The sequence below is a fragment of the Azonexus sp. R2A61 genome (assembly GCF_021401135.1).
Taxonomy (GTDB): Bacteria; Pseudomonadota; Gammaproteobacteria; order Burkholderiales; family Rhodocyclaceae; genus Azonexus.
In genome coordinates this window covers 302,549-319,637 of sequence record NZ_JACBFO010000004.1, presented here as the reverse complement: position 1 = coordinate 319,637, position 17,089 = coordinate 302,549, and the positions used below count along the sequence as shown (strand labels likewise).

Genomic DNA, 17,089 nt, shown 5'->3' with positions numbered 1-17,089 from the left:
GGCTTTTTGCCGTTTCCCGCTCGTACCATGGATATCAAGCAATACATGCAGACCGTCGGCCGCCAGGCGCGTGCCGCTTCCCGCCGTCTGGCTTCGGCCACCACGGCAGAAAAGAACGCAGCCCTGCTGCAGCTGGCCGCCGCCATCCGCCGCGACAAGGCGGCGCTGCTGGCCGCCAACGCCGAAGATCTGACCGCCGCCCGCGCCAACGGCCTGGAGCCGGCGATGGTCGACCGCCTGACGCTGACCGACAAGGGCGTGGACAACATGGCCGAAGGCGTCGAACAGGTCGCCAAGCTGCCCGATCCGATCGGCGAGATCAGCGACGTCAAGTTCCGCCCCTCCGGCATCCAGGTCGGCAAGATGCGCGTACCGCTCGGCGTCATCGGCATCATCTACGAAGCCCGCCCGAACGTCACCGCCGACGCCGCGGCGCTGTGCCTGAAATCCGGCAACGCCGCGATCCTGCGCGGCGGTTCCGAGGCGATTCACTGCAACCGCGCCATCGCCCGGCTGATCCAGGAAGCGCTGCAGTACGCCGGCCTGCCGGCCGAAGCGGTGCAGGTCATCGACACCACCGACCGCGCCGCGGTCGGCGAGCTGATCACCCTGCGCGAATTCGTCGACGTCATCGTGCCGCGCGGCGGCAAGGGTCTGATCGCCCGGCTGCTGGCCGAAGCGCGCGTGCCGATGATCCAGCACCTGGACGGCAACTGCCACGTCTACATCGACGACGAAGCCGATCCGGCCAAGGCGCTGAAGATCGTCGAGAACGCCAAGACCCAGCGCTACGGCACCTGCAATACCGCCGAGTCGCTGCTCGTTGCGCGCAGCGTCGCCGCCGCGCAACTGCCGGCGATCGCCGCGATGCTGACCGGCAAGGGCGTCGAGATCCGCGGCTGCGACGAAACCCGCGCGCTGGTACCGAATGCCGTGCCGGCAACCGAGGAAGACTGGGCCACCGAATACCTGGCGCCGATCATTTCGGTCAAGGTGGTGGCCGGCATCGACGAGGCGATCGAGCACATCAACCGCTACTCGTCGAAGCACACCGAAGCCATCGTCACCGACCATCATCCGAAGGCCATGCGTTTCCTGCGCGAGGTCGATTCGGCGTCGGTCATGATCAATGCCTCGACGCGTTTTGCCGACGGTTTCGAATACGGTCTGGGCGCCGAGATCGGCATCTCCACCGACAAGATCCACGCGCGCGGCCCGGTCGGTCTGGAAGGGCTGACCAGCGAAAAGTGGATCGTGCTCGGCGACGGCCACGTCCGCAGTTGATCGGCGGCGGGCCGGCGATGGCCCGCCGGCTTTTTCCGCCCCGCTTGCGGTCGACCGCAGAATGCGAGGAAAAACCATGACCCCGCCGTCCGGCGCCTACGACGCCATCTTCGCCGCGCCGGCCTTCGCACTCAGCATCCGTTGCGACGACGACGAGATCGTCGCCATCGACTTCCTCAAAGCCTGCCCGCCGCAAGCGGCCAACACGCCGCTCGCCGCCGAGGCGCTACGCCAGCTGCAGGCCTATCTCGGCGATCCGTCCTTTGTCTTCAGCCTGCCGCTGAGGCCGGCCGGCACGGCCTTCCAGCGCCGCGTCTGGGCACGGATTGCCGCCATTCCCGGCGGCGCCACCGAAACCTACGGTCAACTGGCCAAAAGCCTGAAAAATGCACCGCGCGCCGTCGGCCAGGCTTGCGGCGCCAACCCCTACCCGGTCGTCGTCCCTTGTCATCGCGTCGTCGCCGCTGGCGGCCTTGGGGGGTTCGCCCGCCAACGCGAGGAAAACGGCGGTTTCCTGCTCGACATCAAACGCTGGTTGCTTGCCCATGAAGGCCACCGCACGTAGCGACGACCAGGGCGAAATCGACCGCTTCTGCGACGCCCTGTGGCTGGAAGACGGCCTGGCGCGGTCGACGCTGGACAGCTACCGTTCCGACCTTTCCCGCCTGGCCGACTGGCTGGCCGCCGGCGGCCACGAGGCGCTGCTCGATCTGCGCGAGACCACGCTGTCGGCCTTCGTGGCGCAACTGTCGCGCAGCACGCGAGCCAGTTCGCAGGCGCGCTACCTGTCGACGCTGCGCCGCTTCTTTCGCTGGCAGGTGGCACGCGGCCGCATCGTGGCCGACCCGACGCTGAAGCTGGCCAATCCCAGCCTGCCGTCGCGTCTGCCCAAGGTGATGTCGGAACAGCAGGTCGATGCGCTGCTCGCTGCCCCCGACCTGTCCACGCCGCTCGGCCTGCGCGATCGGGCGATGCTGGAAACCCTGTACGCCACCGGCCTGCGCGTCTCGGAACTGGTCAACCTCAAGCTGCACGAAGTCAGCCTGGTCGACGGCGTGCTGCGGGCCTTCGGCAAGGGCAGCAAGGAGCGACTGGTACCGCTCGGCGAACAGTCGATCGACGGGATCGCCACCTACTTGCGCGACGCCCGCGCGACCATTCTCGGCGCGCGGCAGAGCGAAGCGCTGTTCGTCACCGGGCGCGGCGGCGCGATGACCCGACACGCCTTCTGGCACCTGATCAAACGCTATGCGCAGGTGGCCGGCATCGATCCAGCCAAGCTGTCGCCGCACGTGCTGCGCCACGCCTTCGCGACGCACCTGCTGAACCACGGTGCCGACCTGCGCGTGGTGCAGTTGCTGCTCGGCCATGCCGACATCTCGACCACACAGATTTACACGCACGTCGCCCGCGAACGGCTGAAGACCCTGCATGCGGTCCACCATCCGCGCGGCTGAAAAACCGGCTCAGACGTAAACGTCGACCTCGGTGCCCAGCGTATCGCTGCCCGACGCACCGGCCGGCTCGGCATCCCCCGCCGCGCCCGCCGCCTGATCGGTTTGCTGCGACTTCTGCGCCTTCTCGGCTTCCTTCTGCTGTTCGGCCTGCAACTGCGCCAGCTGGGCCTGCAGCATCTTGAGCTGCTGCTGGATCAGCTTGGCCTGCTCGGTCGCGTCTTCCGAACTGCTTTCCTGCAACTTGAGCAACTGCTTCTGCAGGCTTTCGATCTGCTTCTGGATCGCCGCCATGCGGTTGGCCGTCGATGCAGCACTGCCCGACGACGCGCTGCTCGGAATGCTGACATGCGTACTCGTACCGACCGTATTCGACATGATTTTCTCCTGTTGAAATTAATGCGCTTGCCTGTCTTAACGACCGCCCCACGGAAAACTTGCCAGCACTTCGGGTAAAACGGCGTAAATCCGTGTCAAGGACGGCCGTTCCCGCTCTGCGCGCTAAAATGTCGGCCATGAGCAAGCACGAACACGCCCCGGAAACACCGGCCACCAAATTCCTCAAAGCGAACAAGGTCGCCTACAGCAACCATCTCTACGCCTACGAGGAACACGGCGGCACCCGCGTTTCGGCCCGCGAACTGGGCGTGGACGAGCACTGCGTGGTGAAGACGCTGATCTTCGAGGACGAACAGGCCAAACCGCTGATCGTGCTGATGCACGGCGACTGCAAGGTATCGACCAAGGAACTGGCGCGGCAAATCGGCTGCAAGCGGGTCGAACCGTGCAAACCGGAAGTCGCCAATCGCCACTCGGGCTTCCTGGTCGGCGGCACCAGCCCGTTCGGCACGAAAAAGGCCATGCCGGTCTATGTCGAGAAGAGCATCCTCGACCTGCCGCGGATCTACATCAACGGCGGCAAGCGCGGCTATCTGGTCGGCATCGACCCGCAGGAACTGCTGCGCACGCTGCGCGCCAGCCCGGTCGAAGCGGCATTGCGCGACTGATTTAACTTTTCAATCAGAGCAATTCAGGCAATCGATTGGCGCTATAGCGAAGGCGTCGCTACAGTTCTCCCAACATCAGGAGAACTGCCATGACCGACATCGTTGCCCGCCACTACGCCAGACCCGCCGCCCGCCGCCACTTGTGGATCGGCCTTGCCATGGCCGTCGTCGGCATTGCCTTCGGCATCGCGCAGGCGATCGCCTGGTTCGCCGCCCATCCGATGGCCGCCCGCGGCGTTCAGGCCAGCTTGCTGGCCGGCCTCGCCACCGGCCTCGGTGCCTTGCCGGTACTGTTCATGCGCCGCCCGTCGGAAAACCTCATGGCGCCGATGCTCGGCCTCGCCGGCGGCATGATGCTCGCCGCCAGCCTGTTCTCGCTGCTCGTCCCGGCTGTGCAGATCGTCGGCGCCAGCGCATCGCCGTGGTGGCTCGGCGTCGCCACCGCCGGCGCGCTGCTCGCCGGGGCCGCCGCGATGCAGCGCATGGACCAGCGCACGCCGCACGCCCACGTCGAAGGCATCGCCGAAAACGGTACGCAGCCGCACATCGCGCTGGTGGTCGCCGCCATCGCCCTGCACAACGTGCCGGAAGGCCTTGCCGTCGGCGTCTCGGCGGCCGCCGGCGTCGATCACGGGATGACGCTCGGCATCGCCATCCAGAACATTCCGGAAGGCTGGATCGTCGCCAGCGCGATGCTCGTGCTCGGCGCCTGCCCGTGGCGTGCCGCAGCGATGGCCCTCGGCACCGGCCTGGTCGAACCGGTCGGCGGGATGTTCGGCGTGATGGCGACGACAGTGGCCGACGGACTGTTGCCGCTCGCCCTTGCCGCGGCAGCCGGCGCCATGCTCTGGGTGGTCAGCCACGAGCTGATCCCCGCCTCGCACCGCCCCGGCCGCGAAAAAGCCGCCACCGCCGGGTTGACCGCAGGATTCGCGGCGATGACCGTCCTGGCCATCGCGATCTGAGGATCAGGGCCGGCAGGTTGCCGGCTTGCCGGTGCCGGTCAGGCACTCCGTCGATTCGGCCAGGTCGGCCGAATCGACGAAATGGAACGAGAGCGTCGGCGGATTCCAGCCCGCCGCCGGGCGCAGTACCTTGACCACCGAATCGTTCAACTGCAGTTCGACACGCCAGCGATCGGAAAAGCTCGTATCCCAGCGCGGCAAGACTTGCATCAGGTAATCGAGCTCATGCTGTTCATCGACGATGACGCCCATCGTTTCGAGCAGCGTCAGCTTGGGCCAGTGTTCGCCGCCCGGCCGGCCGTAGGTGACGACATCCATGAAGCGGGCGAAATCGCGATGGTAAGGCGCCGCCGGGTCGATGCTCTTGCCGTTCGAATAGATGCCGTCCATGAACAAGGTCATGCGCAGCTTGCGCGGCGGCTGGCGCGCCCAGCGCGCGATGATTTCGTTGAGCGCCACCGACAGGCACAGTTCGAGGTGCCCGCCGACGATGTAGAGATGCGGCGGCAGCGCGTCGAAACGGATTTCCCCGCCGGCCGAATAGATCCGGTAATCGGGCCGGCAGTCGCTGGCGAAATACTTGTCGGGCGCCGACTCGTCCTGCAGGTAGACGACGGGAATGTTGCGTTCGCGGGCGAAACGTACCGCTTCATCGACCCCGTACTTGCTGGCCAGCCGCGCGTCGTAGGTGGCGCTGGCGTGGACGACGATCAACGCGGCATCGCCGTCCAGCCGGACCCCGGCCGGCGGCGCGAAGGGCGCGTCATGGCAGGAGGCCGCTGCCGGTGCCGCCGTCAGCCAGCCGACCAGGGCAAGCGCAGGCAGCCAGCGGCGCATCGTCACACCGACCGTTCGATGACCACGCCGACGCGCTTGACGCCCGGCAGGATGCCAATCTTGGCGACCGACACGCGAACCCACTGGGCGGCGAAGTTTTCCAGCAGCCAGGTGGCGATATGCTCGGTCAGCTTTTCCAGCAGATTGAAATGGCTTTGCGCCAGATCGGCGCGCAGGCGCTCGACGACCACGGCGTAATCGACGGTATCGCGGATGTCGTCGCTGGCGCCGGCCGATGCGGTCGACACGCCGATCCGCAGCGAAATCTCGACCGTTTGCGGCATCGCCTTCTCGCGCGGGTAGATGCCGATCCACGTCTCGGCGCGCAGATCCTCGATGAAAATGATGTCCATGTGACGGTCGACCGCAAGGCGGGGTGTAAAATCCGCCGCGATTGTACCCCAGCGCTCAACGCCCATACCGTCCATGACCCCCTTGATTGCCGCCCTCGCCGCCTACCTGCTCGGTTCTGTCCCGTTCGCGATGATCTCGTCGAAACTCTTCGGCCTGGCCGATCCGCGCAGCTACGGCTCGGGCAACCCCGGCGCCACCAACGTGCTGCGCAGCGGCAACAAGAAGGCGGCGCTGCTGACGCTGGTCGGCGATGCCGCCAAGGGCTGGCTGGCCGTCTTTGTCGCCCGTCACCTCGAACTGGGCGACGGCACCGTGGCCCTGGTCGCGCTGGCCGTCTTCGTCGGCCACCTGTTCCCGGTCTTCCTGAAGTTCAAGGGCGGCAAGGGTGTCGCCACTGCCGCCGGCGTACTGCTCGCCCTCGACCCGCTGCTCGGCCTGGCGACGCTGGCCACCTGGCTGCTGGTCGCCTACGTGTCGCGCTATTCGTCGCTCGCCGCCATCCTCGCCGCCGCCGGCGCGCCGCTGTACGCGATGCTGATGCATGGCGGCAACGCCCAGACCTTCGTCGTGCTGCTGCTCGCCCTCGGCCTGATCGCCAAGCACTGGGGCAACATCCAGCGCCTGCTGGCCGGCCAGGAAAGCCGGATCGGCAGCAAGAAGAAGGGCTGACCACGGCCCGGCGATTGCCGGCCGCAATCGCCGCGATAACGACAATCGATTGGTGCCATCCGGCACGGTTTTCTAGACTTCAGGCATCGGGCATTCTCGCCCCCGCCTGGAGACTTCCATGATTGCCAGCCTCTTTCAGCAATATCAGGACAGCGCGGCCTGGACGCCCTGGATCGAACTGCTTGCCGGCCTGCCGGACAATTACTGAAACCGCCGCGCCGGAACCAATTCCGCCGGCCGGCGTCTGATTCATCCCATTCATCAGAAAAATCGACCATGAGCCAAACCGTCACCCTCGCCGGCAATCCGATCACCATCGCCGGCCGCTTCCCGAAAGTCGGCGATGTCGCGCCCGCCTTCACGCTGGTCGGTGCCGACCTCGCCGACGTGCCGTTGAGCCAGTTCCGCGGTCAACGCAAGATTCTGAACATTTTCCCGAGCATCGACACGCCGACCTGCGCCACCTCGGTTCGCCAGTTCAACGCCAAGGCCAATGCGCTGGCCAATACCGTCGTGCTGTGCATCTCGGCCGACCTGCCGTTTGCCCAGAAGCGCTTCTGCGGCGCCGAAGGCCTGGACAAGGTGCTCACGCTGTCGACGCTGCGCGGCCGCGATTTCCTCGAAACCTACGGCGTGGCGATCGCCAGCGGTCCGCTGGCCGGCCTGAGCGCCCGGGCCGTCGTCGTGCTCGATGGCGACGACAAGGTCCTGCATGCCGAACTGGTCCCGGAAATCAAGAACGAACCGGACTACGCGGCGGCACTTGCCGTTCTCTGAGATGAGCCGCTGCCGTGGACGTCGTCGCCAGCAACCTGCCCCGCGATGATTTCGCGCGCTTCGCCGCCGAGGCGGCGGAGCGCGGCTTCCCCGAAGCCCTGGTACGCACCTGGCCGGCCGATGCCGAAGTCGACGATCATCAACATCCGTTCGCGCTGCTCGCCGTCGTCGTCGCCGGCGAAATGTGGTTGATGACCGATGGCATCACCCGGCACCTGCGGCCGGGCGACCGCTTCGCGCTCGAGGCGGGACAACGGCATGCCGAATACTACGGCCCGGCCGGCGCGACCTACTGGGTCGCCAGGCGTCACTGAAAGCCACGGACATGGGCAGAAAAAAAGGCTGCTGCGGCGCCAGTCCGCGCTGCAAGAAATGCCCGAAACGCAAGGAGGCCGGAAAAAAGGGGCTGGCTGCGGTCGACCGCGACAATCGGGTGATTTTGCTCGCCAGGCCGGCCAGCGCGCGCTGAACGGCCGCTTGCGCCGCCGGCGCTTTTCCAGAACACTCGACGCTTTAGCCACGCAGGCGTCGCCATGACCCAGCTTTCCACCTCGGCCCTCGCCCATTATTGGTCCGCCCAGGAGATCGTCACCAACCTGATCGTCTTCATGAACCTGGTCGGCGCGCTGCTGCTCGGCTTCGTCGTCGGCTACGAGCGCTCCTACCACGGGCGCGCCGCCGGCATGCGCACCTACGGCCTGGTCTGCGTCGCCTCCTGCGCGGTGACGGTGATCTGCGGTTATCCCGAAGCCTGGTTCGGCGGCAGCGAATTGCTGCGGGCGGGCGGAACGCTGCCGGCGCCCGACCCGACCCGGGTCATCCAGGGCATCGTCACCGGCGTCGGCTTTCTCGGCGCCGGCGTGATCATGAAGGAAGGCCTGAACATCAGCGGCCTGACCACGGCCGCCTCGATCTGGGCCGCTTCGGTGATCGGCGTGCTGGTCGGCATCGGTTTCTACGGCGCGGCCATCCTGCTGACCGCACTGTCGGCCGCCTGCATGCTCTACGTCTCGAAACTCGAAGGTCGCCTGCCGTCGCGGCATGCCATCTTCGTCGACCTGCGTTTCCAGCCCGGCACCGAACCCGACGAAAGCGCCGTCCGGCAAGCCCTGCGCAACCTCGGCTACGAGGTCGCCAACGGCTCGTTCACGTTGAAAAGCGAGGGCGGCGCCCAGGAATGGAGTTTCGTCGCGGTGGCGCTGGGGCGCGATCTCGGTCGACCGCTCGCCGCCATGCCGGCGGGACTGCGCGCACTGCCCGGCCTGGAAGGTTTTAAACTCGCGCACGCACGCAACTGAGACCGGCAGGCAACGGCGCCGGCCGGCCGCTTCAGCGCATCAGTTCCGCCAGCGGCCAGCGCGGCTGCACCGCGAAACTGCCCGCCGGCTTTGCCTCGGCCCCGGCCTGCAGACGCAGGCAACCGGCCAGGGCGATCATTGCGCCGTTGTCGGTACAGAATTCGAGCTCCGGATAATGCACGCGGAAGCGCTTGCGTTTTGCCTCGTCGTCAAGCGTCGACCGCAACTGCCGGTTGGCGCCGACACCACCGGCGACGACCAGGCGTTGCAGGCCGGTCTGCTTCAGCGCCTTCAACGATTTCTTCACCAGCACCTCGACGATGGCTTCCTGGAAGGCACGCGCGACATCGGCACGGAAAGCTTCCGAAGCATCTTCGGCATTTTCACGGACCAGTGTCAGCACGGCCGTCTTGAGCCCGGAAAAGCTGAAGTTCAGATCGCCGGAATGCAGCATCGGACGCGGCAGCGCGTAACGCTCCGGCGTCCCGGTCTCGGCCAGTCTCGACAGCAAGGCACCGCCCGGATACGGCAGGCCAAGCAGTTTTGCGCTTTTGTCGAAGGCTTCGCCGGCCGCGTCGTCGAGCGTCTCGCCGAGCAGTTCGTAATCGCCGACGCCACTGACCCGCATCAGTTGCGTGTGGCCGCCGGACACCAGCAACGCGACGAACGGGAAGGTCGGCGGATCGGCCGACAGCAGCGGCGACAACAGATGTCCCTCGAGGTGGTGCACCGGCAGCGTCGGCTTGTCGAGCGCCAGTCCGAGCGCCTCGGCAAAGGCACAGCCGACGAGCAGCGCGCCGGACAGCCCGGGGCCGCGGGTATAGGCGATGGCATCAACGTCGGCCAGCGATTTTCCGGCGTTTTCCAGCGTCGACCGCAGCAGCGGCACGACACGCCGGATGTGGTCGCGCGATGCCAGTTCCGGCACCACGCCGCCGTATTCGGCGTGCATTGCGACCTGCGAATGCAGCGCGTGCGACAACAGCCCGGCGGCGCTGTCGTAAAGCGCCAGGCCGGTTTCGTCGCAGGAGGATTCGACACCGAGGACAAGCATGGGCGCGGATTCTAGCACTTGATCCGCCGGACGCTTCTGCCCTATACTGGCGAGCTTCCCGCTTTCAGCGGAAAAAATTGCGCGACCGACCGATTAACACCCCGGCCGGCGCCACATGGAAAGGAGGTGAAAATTATGCCGAGCATTCGCGTCAAGGAAAACGAGCCGTTCGAAGTTGCCATCCGCCGCTTCAAGCGCACCGTCGAAAAAACGGGTCTTCTGACCGAGCTGCGCGCCCGTGAGTTTTACGAAAAGCCCACGTCCGAACGCAAGCGCAAGGCTGCCGCTGCCGTCAAACGTCAGCACAAGCGCCTCCGTAGCCTGACCCTGCCGCCGAAGCTGTACTGATCCGGTACAGCCTCGCCGCACGAAAGAGCCGCCAGCCTTGAACAGCCGGCGGCTTTTTTCTTTGATTTCGCCCGAAGAGGAATCATGAGCCTGAAAGCACGCATCTCCGACGACATGAAAACGGCCATGAAGGCCAAGGAAACCGCCCGTCTCGGCGCCATCCGGCTGCTGCTCGCGGCAATCAAGCAGAAGGAAGTCGACGAACGCAGCGAGCTCGACGATGCCGCCATCTCCGCCGTGATCGAAAAACTGGTCAAGCAGCGCAAGGACAGCGTCACCCAGTACGAAGCCGCCGGCCGGCCGGAACTCGCCGCCGCCGAAAAATTCGAAATCGACGTACTGTCAGCCTATCTGCCGGAAAAGATGGGCAGCGACGAAATCGCCGCCGCCGTGGCCGCCGCGGTCGCCCAGACCGGCGCCGCCGGACCGGCCGACATGGGCAAGCTGATGGCCGTGCTCAAGCCGCAACTGGCCGGCAAGGCCGACATGGGCGAGGTTTCGAAACAGGTCAAGGCCGCGCTCAACGGCTGACCGAGTGATCCCAGAAAGCTTCATCCAGGATCTGCTCGCCCGGGTCGACATCGTCGACCTGGTGGACAGCTACGTGCCATTGAAGAAGGCGGGCGCCAACTACGCCGCCTGCTGCCCTTTCCACAACGAGAAGACGCCGTCGTTCACGGTCAGCCCGAGCAAGCAGTTCTACCACTGCTTCGGCTGCGGCGCACACGGCACGGCGATCGGCTTCGTCATGGAATATCAGGGCATCGGCTTCGTCGACGCGGTCAAGGAACTGGCCTCGCGGGTCGGCATGACGGTGCCCGAGAACGACAGCTTCTCGCCGCAGGAACATGGCCGGACGCGCAGCCTGATCGACGTCATGGCACGCGCTGCCGCCTACTACAAGGAACAGCTCAAGCGCTCGCCGAAAGCCGTCGAATATTGCAAGAAACGCGGGGTGACCGGAGAAATCGCCGCCCGTTACGGCATGGGCTACGCCCCCGACGGCTGGCAGAACCTGCAGGCGGTGTTCCCCGACTACAACGCCGAAACGCTGAAGGCCGCCGGCCTGGTCATCGAGAACGAAGCCGGCCACCGCTACGACCGCTTCCGCGACCGCCTGATGATCCCGATCGTCAATCCGAAAGGCGAGATCATCGCCTTCGGCGGCCGGGTGATCGATCAGGGCGAACCGAAATACCTGAATTCGCCGGAAACCCCGCTGTTCGAAAAGGGCCGCGAACTGTTCGGCCTGCCGCAGGCGCGCCAGGCGCTGCGCGAAACCGACACGGCGATCGTCACCGAAGGCTACATGGATGTCATCGCACTGGCCCAGCACGGCGTCGGCAATGCGGTGGCAACGCTCGGCACGGCAACGACACCGACCCACGTGCAGAAACTGCTACGCCAGGTCGACCGCATCGTCTTCTGTTTCGACGGCGACAACGCCGGCCGCAAGGCCGCCTGGCGGGCACTGGAAAATGCGCTGGAAGCACTGGCCGACAACAAGCGCATCGGTTTCGCCTTCCTGCCCGCCGAGCACGACCCGGACAGCTATGTCCGCGAATTCGGCAAGACCGGCTTCGAACGCCAGATCACCCAGGCCACGCCGCTGTCCGACTTCCTGCTGCGCGAACTCGGCAACCGCTGCGACCTGACCAGCGCCGAAGGCAAGGCGCAACTGATCTACGAAGCCAAGCCGCTGCTGCTCAAACTGCCGACACCGCTGCTCCGCCTGCAACTGGTCAAACGCCTGGCCGAAGCCAGCGGCTTTGCCCAGGCCGAAGTCGAGCGACTGTGCGAACTCAGGTCCTATGCCCCGGCCGCACCGCCAAAGGCCCGGCGCAGCGCACCGTCGCTGACCCGCAACCTGCTGCGCATCGTGCTGCACCGACCGGAGCTCGCCGCGCAACTGCCCGGCGAACTCCTGCCCGACACGCCGGAACGCGCGCCGCTGCTACGCATCCAGCAACTCGTCCAGGCCGATCCGGCAGCCGGTCGCTACGCCGTGCTGCGCGAACGACTGCGCGGCCAGCCGGAAGAAGCAGCAATCGAAGGCGCCGCCTCGGAACTTCTCGGCCTGCCGTTTGACGAAGACGAGGCGCTGGCGGAATTTCGCGGCAGCCTGGACAAGCTCGCCGCCGCCGGCCACAAACGCGAATTCGAAGCCCTGCAGGCAAAAGCTCAGCAGTTCGGCGTGGCCGGCCTGTCGGCGACGGAAAAGCAGACCTACATCCGGCTACTGTCCAGCCGGGGAAACCACAGCTAAGTTGTGGTATAATTTACAGTTTTCTCCAATCCCATCGGATCCTGTTCATGGCTAAGGCAAAAGATACCGCTAAGGAAACTCCCAAGGCTCGCGGCAGCAAGACCAAGGAGAAGGCCGCCGAAAAGGCCCTGCTCGAGGGCGCGATGTCGGAAACTCCCGAACCGCTCGACGCCGAAGCACGCAAGATGCGCCTGAAGGCGCTGATCAAGCTGGGCAAGGAGCGCGGCTACCTGACCTACGCCGAAATCAACGATCACCTGCCGGACGACGTGGTCGACGCCGAGTCGATCGAAGCGATCATCTCGACCTTCAGCGAAATGAGCATCCAGGTCTTCGACGAAGCCCCGGCGGCCGAAGACCTGCTGATGTCGGACACCGCCGCCGCTGCGACCGACGACGAGGAGGTCGAAGCCCAGGCCGAACAGGCGCTGTCCACCGTCGACTCCGAATTCGGCCGCACCACCGACCCGGTACGCATGTACATGCGCGAAATGGGTTCGGTCGAGCTGCTGACGCGCGAGGGTGAAATCGAGATCGCCAAGCGCATCGAAGAAGGCCTCAAGCACATGATCCAGGCCATCTCGGCCTGCCCGACGACGATCGCCGACATGCTCGAGATGGCCGCCAAGGTCGAAACCGACGAGATGCGCATCGACGAACTGATCGATGGCCTGATCGACCCGAATGCCGTCGTGGAAGAACCGGCCGCCGAACCGGCTGCCGCTGCCGACGACGACTCCGCCGACGATGACGGCGATGACGCCGACGATGACGGCGAAGGCGGCGGCGGCGCTGCAGCCGCGTCGCTGCTGCAACTGAAGACCGAAGGCCTGGAGCGCTTCAAGTCGATCCGCGCGATCTACGGCAAGATGCAGAAGGCGCTGGCCAGCAAGGGCTCGCAGGACAAGACCTACCTGAAACTGCAGAAGCAGATTTCCGACGAGCTGATGAACATCCGCTTCACCTCGCGCGCCATCGAGAAGCTGTGCGACAGCGTCCGCGAGATGGTCGAGCAGGTGCGCGGCTGCGAACGAAAAATCCAGAATCTGTGCGTCGACCGCGTCAAGATGCCGCGCCCGCATTTCATTCAGTCCTTCCCCGGCAACGAGATCAACCTCGACTGGGTGGACGCCGAAATCGCCGCCGCGCCGAAGACCTACGTTGCCATCCTGACCCGCAGCGCACCCGACATCCAGGAAGAACAGCGCAAGCTGCTCGCCCTGCAGGACCGCATCGGCATTCCGCTCAAGGAGCTGAAGGACATCAACAAGCAGATGTCCACCGGTGAAGCCAAGGCCCGCCGCGCCAAGCGCGAGATGACCGAAGCCAACCTGCGTCTGGTCATCTCGATCGCCAAGAAATACACCAACCGCGGCCTGCAGTTCCTCGACCTGATCCAGGAAGGCAACATCGGCCTGATGAAGGCGGTGGACAAGTTCGAATACCGTCGCGGCTACAAGTTCTCGACCTACGCCACCTGGTGGATCCGCCAGGCGATCACCCGTTCGATCGCCGACCAGGCCCGGACGATCCGGATTCCGGTGCACATGATCGAAACGATCAACAAGATGAACCGCATCTCCCGCCAGATCCTGCAGGAAACCGGTGCCGAGCCGGATCCGGCGACGCTGGCCAAGAAGATGGACATGCCCGAGGACAAGATCCGCAAGATCATGAAGATTTCCAAGGAGCCGATCTCCATGGAAACCCCGATCGGCGACGACGACGACTCGCATCTCGGCGATTTCATCGAGGATCAATCGACGCTGGCCCCGGCCGACGCGGCGATGTATTCCAGCCTGCGCGGCGTCACCAAGGACATCCTGGACAGCCTGACGACCCGGGAAGCCAAGGTCCTGCGCATGCGCTTCGGTATCGAGATGAACACCGACCACACGCTGGAAGAAGTCGGCAAGCAGTTCGACGTCACCCGCGAGCGCATCCGTCAGATCGAAGCCAAGGCGCTGCGCAAGCTGCGTCACCCGAGCCGCTCCGACAAGCTGCGCAGCTTCCTCGACCCGAACAGCAACTGATCTTCAGGGACTGTAGCTCAGTCGGTTAGAGCAGAGGACTCATAATCCTTTGGTCCAGGGTTCGAGCCCCTGCGGTCCCACCAAAAAACAAGGCCCGGGTTTTCCCGGGCCTTTTTGCTGGACGGCTCCCGCCGCTCAGGCTTTCCCCGCCGCCGGTTCGCCCTTCTTGCCGGCTGCCCAGTGCTGGGCCAGCACGCCGCCCACCGCCAGCTGCAGCGGGTGGTAGATCATGATCGGCAGCAGGATGATGCCGATCGCCGGGTTGGCACCGAAGATCAGGTGCGCCATCGGCACCCCCGAAGCCAGCGTCTTCTTGGTGCCGCAGAAGATCACCGCGATCGCATCGCTTTCCGGCATGGCAAACACCCGGGCCAGCCAGCGCGTGGTCAGCAGCACGATGGCGAACAGCAGCGCGCAGCCGACGATCGTTTCGACCAGCACCAGCGCGCTGTTGTGCGACCAGACGCCCTGCTTCACTGTATCGGCGAACGAGGTATAAACGAGCACCAGAATGGTCAGGCGGTCGACGATCTGGATGCGCGACTTGTGTCGCGCCGCCCAGGCGGCCAGCAAGGGCCGCGAGCACTGACCGAGTACCAGCGGCAGGACGACCCAGATCAACAGGTCGATGATCACCGGTACGACGTCGAAATTGCCGCCGGCCTGATTGAGGATCCAGGCCATCCACATCGGCGTCAGCAGCACGCCGATCAGGCTCGACAAGGTCGCATTGAATACCGCCACGGCGACATTGCCGCCGGCGGCAATGGTCAGCGCGACGGACGATGACACGGTCGACGGCAAGGCGCACAGATAAAAGAAACCGACCTGCAGATCGGGCGACAGCCAGTCGCCGGCCAGCTTCAGGCCGGCCATGCCGAGCAGCGGGAACAGCAGGAAGGTGCAGGCCTGGACCAGGATGTGCGCACGCCAGCGCAGTGCACCGTCCTTCAAGGCGGCCAGCGACAGCCCCAGGCCGTTCAAGTAGAAGACCAGCGCGACGCCGATCTTGTTGAGCAGCTCGGGATGCAGGAAGCCGCCTTCGGCACCGGGCGCCGGCCAGAGAAACGCCAGGGCAACGGCAATCAGCATGCCCTTCATGAACCAGTCGAATTTGAATTTCATGTTTCGTCGTACAAAGTGAGTTGTTACCAGGCCGCCACGCAGCCATCGCTGCGCGGGTCCTCGCCGCCTTCGATATGACCGTCCGGGTGCAGGACCAGCGCGCCGGCGTGTCCCATGCGCTCATCGAAATCGCCGGCAAGCTCGACAGGATGCCCCATTTCGCGCAAGCGTGCGAGGACTGCCTCCGGATAACGCGATTCGAGCTTCAGTGTCGTGCTTTGTTCCGCCCAGGTCCGGCCGAGCAGCCAGCGCGGCGCCGCCACCGCCGAACGGACGTCGTGGCCGCCCCAGACATAGCGCGAGAACACCGCCGCCTGCGTCTGCGGCTGACCTTCGCCGCCCATCGTGCCGTAGACCAGCAAGCGCCCGTCGTTCAGGCGTGCCATCGCCGGATTCAGCGTGTGGAACGGCTTGCGCCCCGGGCACAGGCTGCGCAGACGCCCGGGCTTCAGGTCGAAGGAACAGCCCCGGTTCTGCCACCAGATACCGCTCTGCGGCAGCACGACGCCGCTGCCGAATTCGAAGTAGATGCTCTGGATCATGCTCACTGCGCGCCCGGCCGCGTCGATCACGCCCAGCCAGGTGGTATCGCCGTCGGAAACCGGGGCCGGCCACGGGCTGGCGGCGTCGAGCGGCACTGCGGCGGCCAGTTGATCGATCAAATTGCCATCGAGCAGGTGGTCGACCGCAACAGACATCGCATCCGGGTCGGTCACGTGCCGGTCGCGCAGCACGAAAGCCTGCTTGGTCGCCTCGACCAGCGCATGGATGCCTTCGACGTTGTCCGGCGACCAGCCGGCCTGACGGATGCGGTCGTAGATCGCCAGGATCAGCAGCGAGGCGACGCCCTGGGTCGGCGGTGCCTGGTTGTAGACGGTGCCGACCGAAAGCTCGACCGACAGCGGATCCTTGAGCTGGGCAAGGTGCCCGGCCAGATCGTCGGCTAGCAGCGGGCTGCCGACGGCGGCCAGGTCGGCGGCGATCTGCACCGCCAGTTCGCCGCGATAGAAGTCGTCGCAACCGGCCCGGCCGATCTGCGCCAGCGTCTCGGCCAATTTCGGGAAACGGTGGCGTTGACCGTAGGACGGAACTTCGCCGGCCGTCAGGAAGGCTTCGGCGAAGCCGGGTTGCGCCTGCAGCTCGGCCAGCTTGGCGCGGGTGTTGTCCTGCTGGCTGTGGGTCACCGGAAAACCTTCGCGAGCGTAGTACACGGCGCTCTCGAGCAAACGCGACAAGGGCAAACGACCGCCCCACATCGCCTGACTGTAGGCCTGCGCCACGCCCCAGCCGGATACCGTGCCGGCCACCGTGTTGGCGGCCAGCGGGCCGCGCCAGGGAATGCTCGCCCGGTCGCCGTACAGGGCCGGTGTCACCTGGCGGCCGGCCGCGCCGCAGGCATCGATCGAGCGAATCGCCTCGCCCGGTGCGTGCAACAGCCAGAAACCGTCGCCACCGATGCCGGTCATGTGCGGATAGACGACGGCCAGCGTGGACGCGACGGCAATCGTCGCCTCGATGGCGTTGCCGCCTTCGCGCAGGATGTCGAGACCGGCCTGGGCGGCCAGCGAATGGGAAGCGACGACAGCGCCGCGGGAACCGAGGATCGGCTTCATGAACA

20 protein-coding genes and 1 tRNA gene are annotated in these 17,089 nt (G+C 65.7%); 15 read left to right on the top strand and 6 right to left on the bottom strand.

The genetic code is table 11. The annotated features are described in order from the left end of the window. Positions 1 to 27 precede the first annotated feature (27 nt). The 3 genes from L0962_RS14885 (at position 28) to xerD (ending at position 2,741) form a co-directional block, all read left to right on the top strand. Positions 28 to 1,284, top strand: a complete 1,257-nt coding sequence (locus L0962_RS14885; RefSeq protein ID WP_234087246.1) for a glutamate-5-semialdehyde dehydrogenase — start codon at positions 28 to 30, stop codon at positions 1,282 to 1,284. Positions 1,285 to 1,360: 76 nt separating this feature from the next. Further along, complete coding sequence (locus L0962_RS14880) at positions 1,361 to 1,849, top strand: methylated-DNA--[protein]-cysteine S-methyltransferase (RefSeq protein ID WP_234087245.1); 489 nt, start codon at positions 1,361 to 1,363, stop codon at positions 1,847 to 1,849. After that, the gene (gene xerD, locus L0962_RS14875) at positions 1,830 to 2,741 is read left to right on the top strand and encodes a site-specific tyrosine recombinase XerD (RefSeq protein ID WP_234087244.1); all 912 of its coding nucleotides are present in this window, start codon (positions 1,830 to 1,832) and stop codon (positions 2,739 to 2,741) included. The genes L0962_RS14880 and xerD overlap by 20 nt, the downstream gene beginning before the upstream one ends. A 9-nt stretch (positions 2,742 to 2,750) precedes the next feature. Here the strand turns inward: xerD and L0962_RS14870 are convergent, their stop codons facing one another. Then, complete coding sequence (locus L0962_RS14870) at positions 2,751 to 3,116, bottom strand: FlxA-like family protein (protein WP_234087243.1); 366 nt, start codon at positions 3,114 to 3,116, stop codon at positions 2,751 to 2,753. A 137-nt stretch (positions 3,117 to 3,253) separates the two neighbouring features. Here L0962_RS14870 and ybaK point away from each other — a divergent pair, with 137 nt between their 5' ends. Continuing rightward, positions 3,254 to 3,745, top strand: coding sequence for a Cys-tRNA(Pro) deacylase (gene ybaK, locus L0962_RS14865; protein ID WP_234087242.1), 492 nt, complete (start codon positions 3,254 to 3,256; stop codon positions 3,743 to 3,745). Between the two features lie 89 nt (positions 3,746 to 3,834). Continuing rightward, on the top strand, positions 3,835 to 4,710 hold the full coding sequence (locus tag L0962_RS14860; RefSeq protein ID WP_234087241.1) for a ZIP family metal transporter: 876 nt from the start codon (positions 3,835 to 3,837) through the stop codon (positions 4,708 to 4,710). Positions 4,711 to 4,713: 3 nt separating this feature from the next. Here the strand turns inward: L0962_RS14860 and L0962_RS14855 are convergent, their stop codons facing one another. Next, positions 4,714 to 5,547, bottom strand: a complete 834-nt coding sequence (locus tag L0962_RS14855) for a hypothetical protein (protein ID WP_234087240.1) — start codon at positions 5,545 to 5,547, stop codon at positions 4,714 to 4,716. Positions 5,548 to 5,549: 2 nt separating this feature from the next. Continuing rightward, entirely contained in the window at positions 5,550 to 5,900 is a 351-nt protein-coding gene (locus tag L0962_RS14850; RefSeq protein WP_234087239.1) for a dihydroneopterin aldolase, read from the bottom strand. A gap of 73 nt (positions 5,901 to 5,973) precedes the next feature. Between L0962_RS14850 and plsY the strand changes: the two genes are divergently transcribed. The 5 genes from plsY (at position 5,974) to L0962_RS14825 (ending at position 8,645) form a co-directional block, all read left to right on the top strand. Further along, entirely contained in the window at positions 5,974 to 6,570 is a 597-nt protein-coding gene (gene plsY, locus L0962_RS14845; RefSeq protein ID WP_234087238.1) for a glycerol-3-phosphate 1-O-acyltransferase PlsY, read from the top strand. Positions 6,571 to 6,846: 276 nt separating this feature from the next. Continuing rightward, the gene (tpx, locus tag L0962_RS14840) at positions 6,847 to 7,347 is read left to right on the top strand and encodes a thiol peroxidase (RefSeq protein WP_234087237.1); all 501 of its coding nucleotides are present in this window, start codon (positions 6,847 to 6,849) and stop codon (positions 7,345 to 7,347) included. A 14-nt stretch (positions 7,348 to 7,361) separates the two neighbouring features. Further along, on the top strand, positions 7,362 to 7,661 hold the full coding sequence (locus L0962_RS14835; RefSeq protein WP_234087236.1) for an AraC family ligand binding domain-containing protein: 300 nt from the start codon (positions 7,362 to 7,364) through the stop codon (positions 7,659 to 7,661). An 11-nt stretch (positions 7,662 to 7,672) separates the two neighbouring features. Next, positions 7,673 to 7,816, top strand: a complete 144-nt coding sequence (locus L0962_RS14830) for a hypothetical protein (RefSeq protein WP_234087235.1) — start codon at positions 7,673 to 7,675, stop codon at positions 7,814 to 7,816. A gap of 64 nt (positions 7,817 to 7,880) precedes the next feature. Beyond that, positions 7,881 to 8,645: an MgtC/SapB family protein gene (locus L0962_RS14825; protein ID WP_234087234.1), complete on the top strand. Its 765-nt coding sequence runs from the start codon at positions 7,881 to 7,883 to the stop codon at positions 8,643 to 8,645. A 31-nt stretch (positions 8,646 to 8,676) separates the two neighbouring features. Here the strand turns inward: L0962_RS14825 and tsaD are convergent, their stop codons facing one another. Next, positions 8,677 to 9,699, bottom strand: coding sequence for a tRNA (adenosine(37)-N6)-threonylcarbamoyltransferase complex transferase subunit TsaD (gene tsaD, locus L0962_RS14820; protein ID WP_234087233.1), 1,023 nt, complete (start codon positions 9,697 to 9,699; stop codon positions 8,677 to 8,679). A 135-nt stretch (positions 9,700 to 9,834) separates the two neighbouring features. Between tsaD and rpsU the strand changes: the two genes are divergently transcribed. From rpsU to L0962_RS14795, 5 genes are all read left to right on the top strand, one after another. Further along, positions 9,835 to 10,047 carry a 30S ribosomal protein S21 gene (rpsU, locus tag L0962_RS14815; RefSeq protein ID WP_234087355.1) on the top strand — a complete coding sequence of 71 codons (213 nt, stop codon included), beginning with the start codon at positions 9,835 to 9,837 and terminating at the stop codon, positions 10,045 to 10,047. Positions 10,048 to 10,131: 84 nt separating this feature from the next. Further along, positions 10,132 to 10,578: a GatB/YqeY domain-containing protein gene (locus L0962_RS14810; RefSeq protein ID WP_234087232.1), complete on the top strand. Its 447-nt coding sequence runs from the start codon at positions 10,132 to 10,134 to the stop codon at positions 10,576 to 10,578. A 4-nt stretch (positions 10,579 to 10,582) separates the two neighbouring features. After that, positions 10,583 to 12,313 carry a DNA primase gene (dnaG, locus tag L0962_RS14805; protein ID WP_234087231.1) on the top strand — a complete coding sequence of 577 codons (1,731 nt, stop codon included), beginning with the start codon at positions 10,583 to 10,585 and terminating at the stop codon, positions 12,311 to 12,313. 41 nt (positions 12,314 to 12,354) lie between these two features. Beyond that, positions 12,355 to 14,346 carry an RNA polymerase sigma factor RpoD gene (rpoD, locus tag L0962_RS14800; protein WP_234087354.1) on the top strand — a complete coding sequence of 664 codons (1,992 nt, stop codon included), beginning with the start codon at positions 12,355 to 12,357 and terminating at the stop codon, positions 14,344 to 14,346. Positions 14,347 to 14,352: 6 nt separating this feature from the next. After that, positions 14,353 to 14,429 (top strand) — tRNA-Ile (locus L0962_RS14795). A 52-nt stretch (positions 14,430 to 14,481) separates the two neighbouring features. Here L0962_RS14795 and L0962_RS14790 read toward each other — a convergent pair. Both L0962_RS14790 and L0962_RS14785 read right to left on the bottom strand, forming a co-directional pair. Beyond that, positions 14,482 to 15,471 (bottom strand): bile acid:sodium symporter family protein, encoded by a 990-nt coding sequence (locus L0962_RS14790; protein WP_234087230.1) that lies wholly within the window; start codon positions 15,469 to 15,471, stop codon positions 14,482 to 14,484. Positions 15,472 to 15,494: 23 nt separating this feature from the next. After that, a complete protein-coding gene (locus L0962_RS14785) occupies positions 15,495 to 17,084 on the bottom strand; it encodes a gamma-glutamyltransferase family protein (protein WP_234087229.1) in 1,590 nt (529 codons plus the stop codon). Positions 17,085 to 17,089 lie beyond the last annotated feature (5 nt).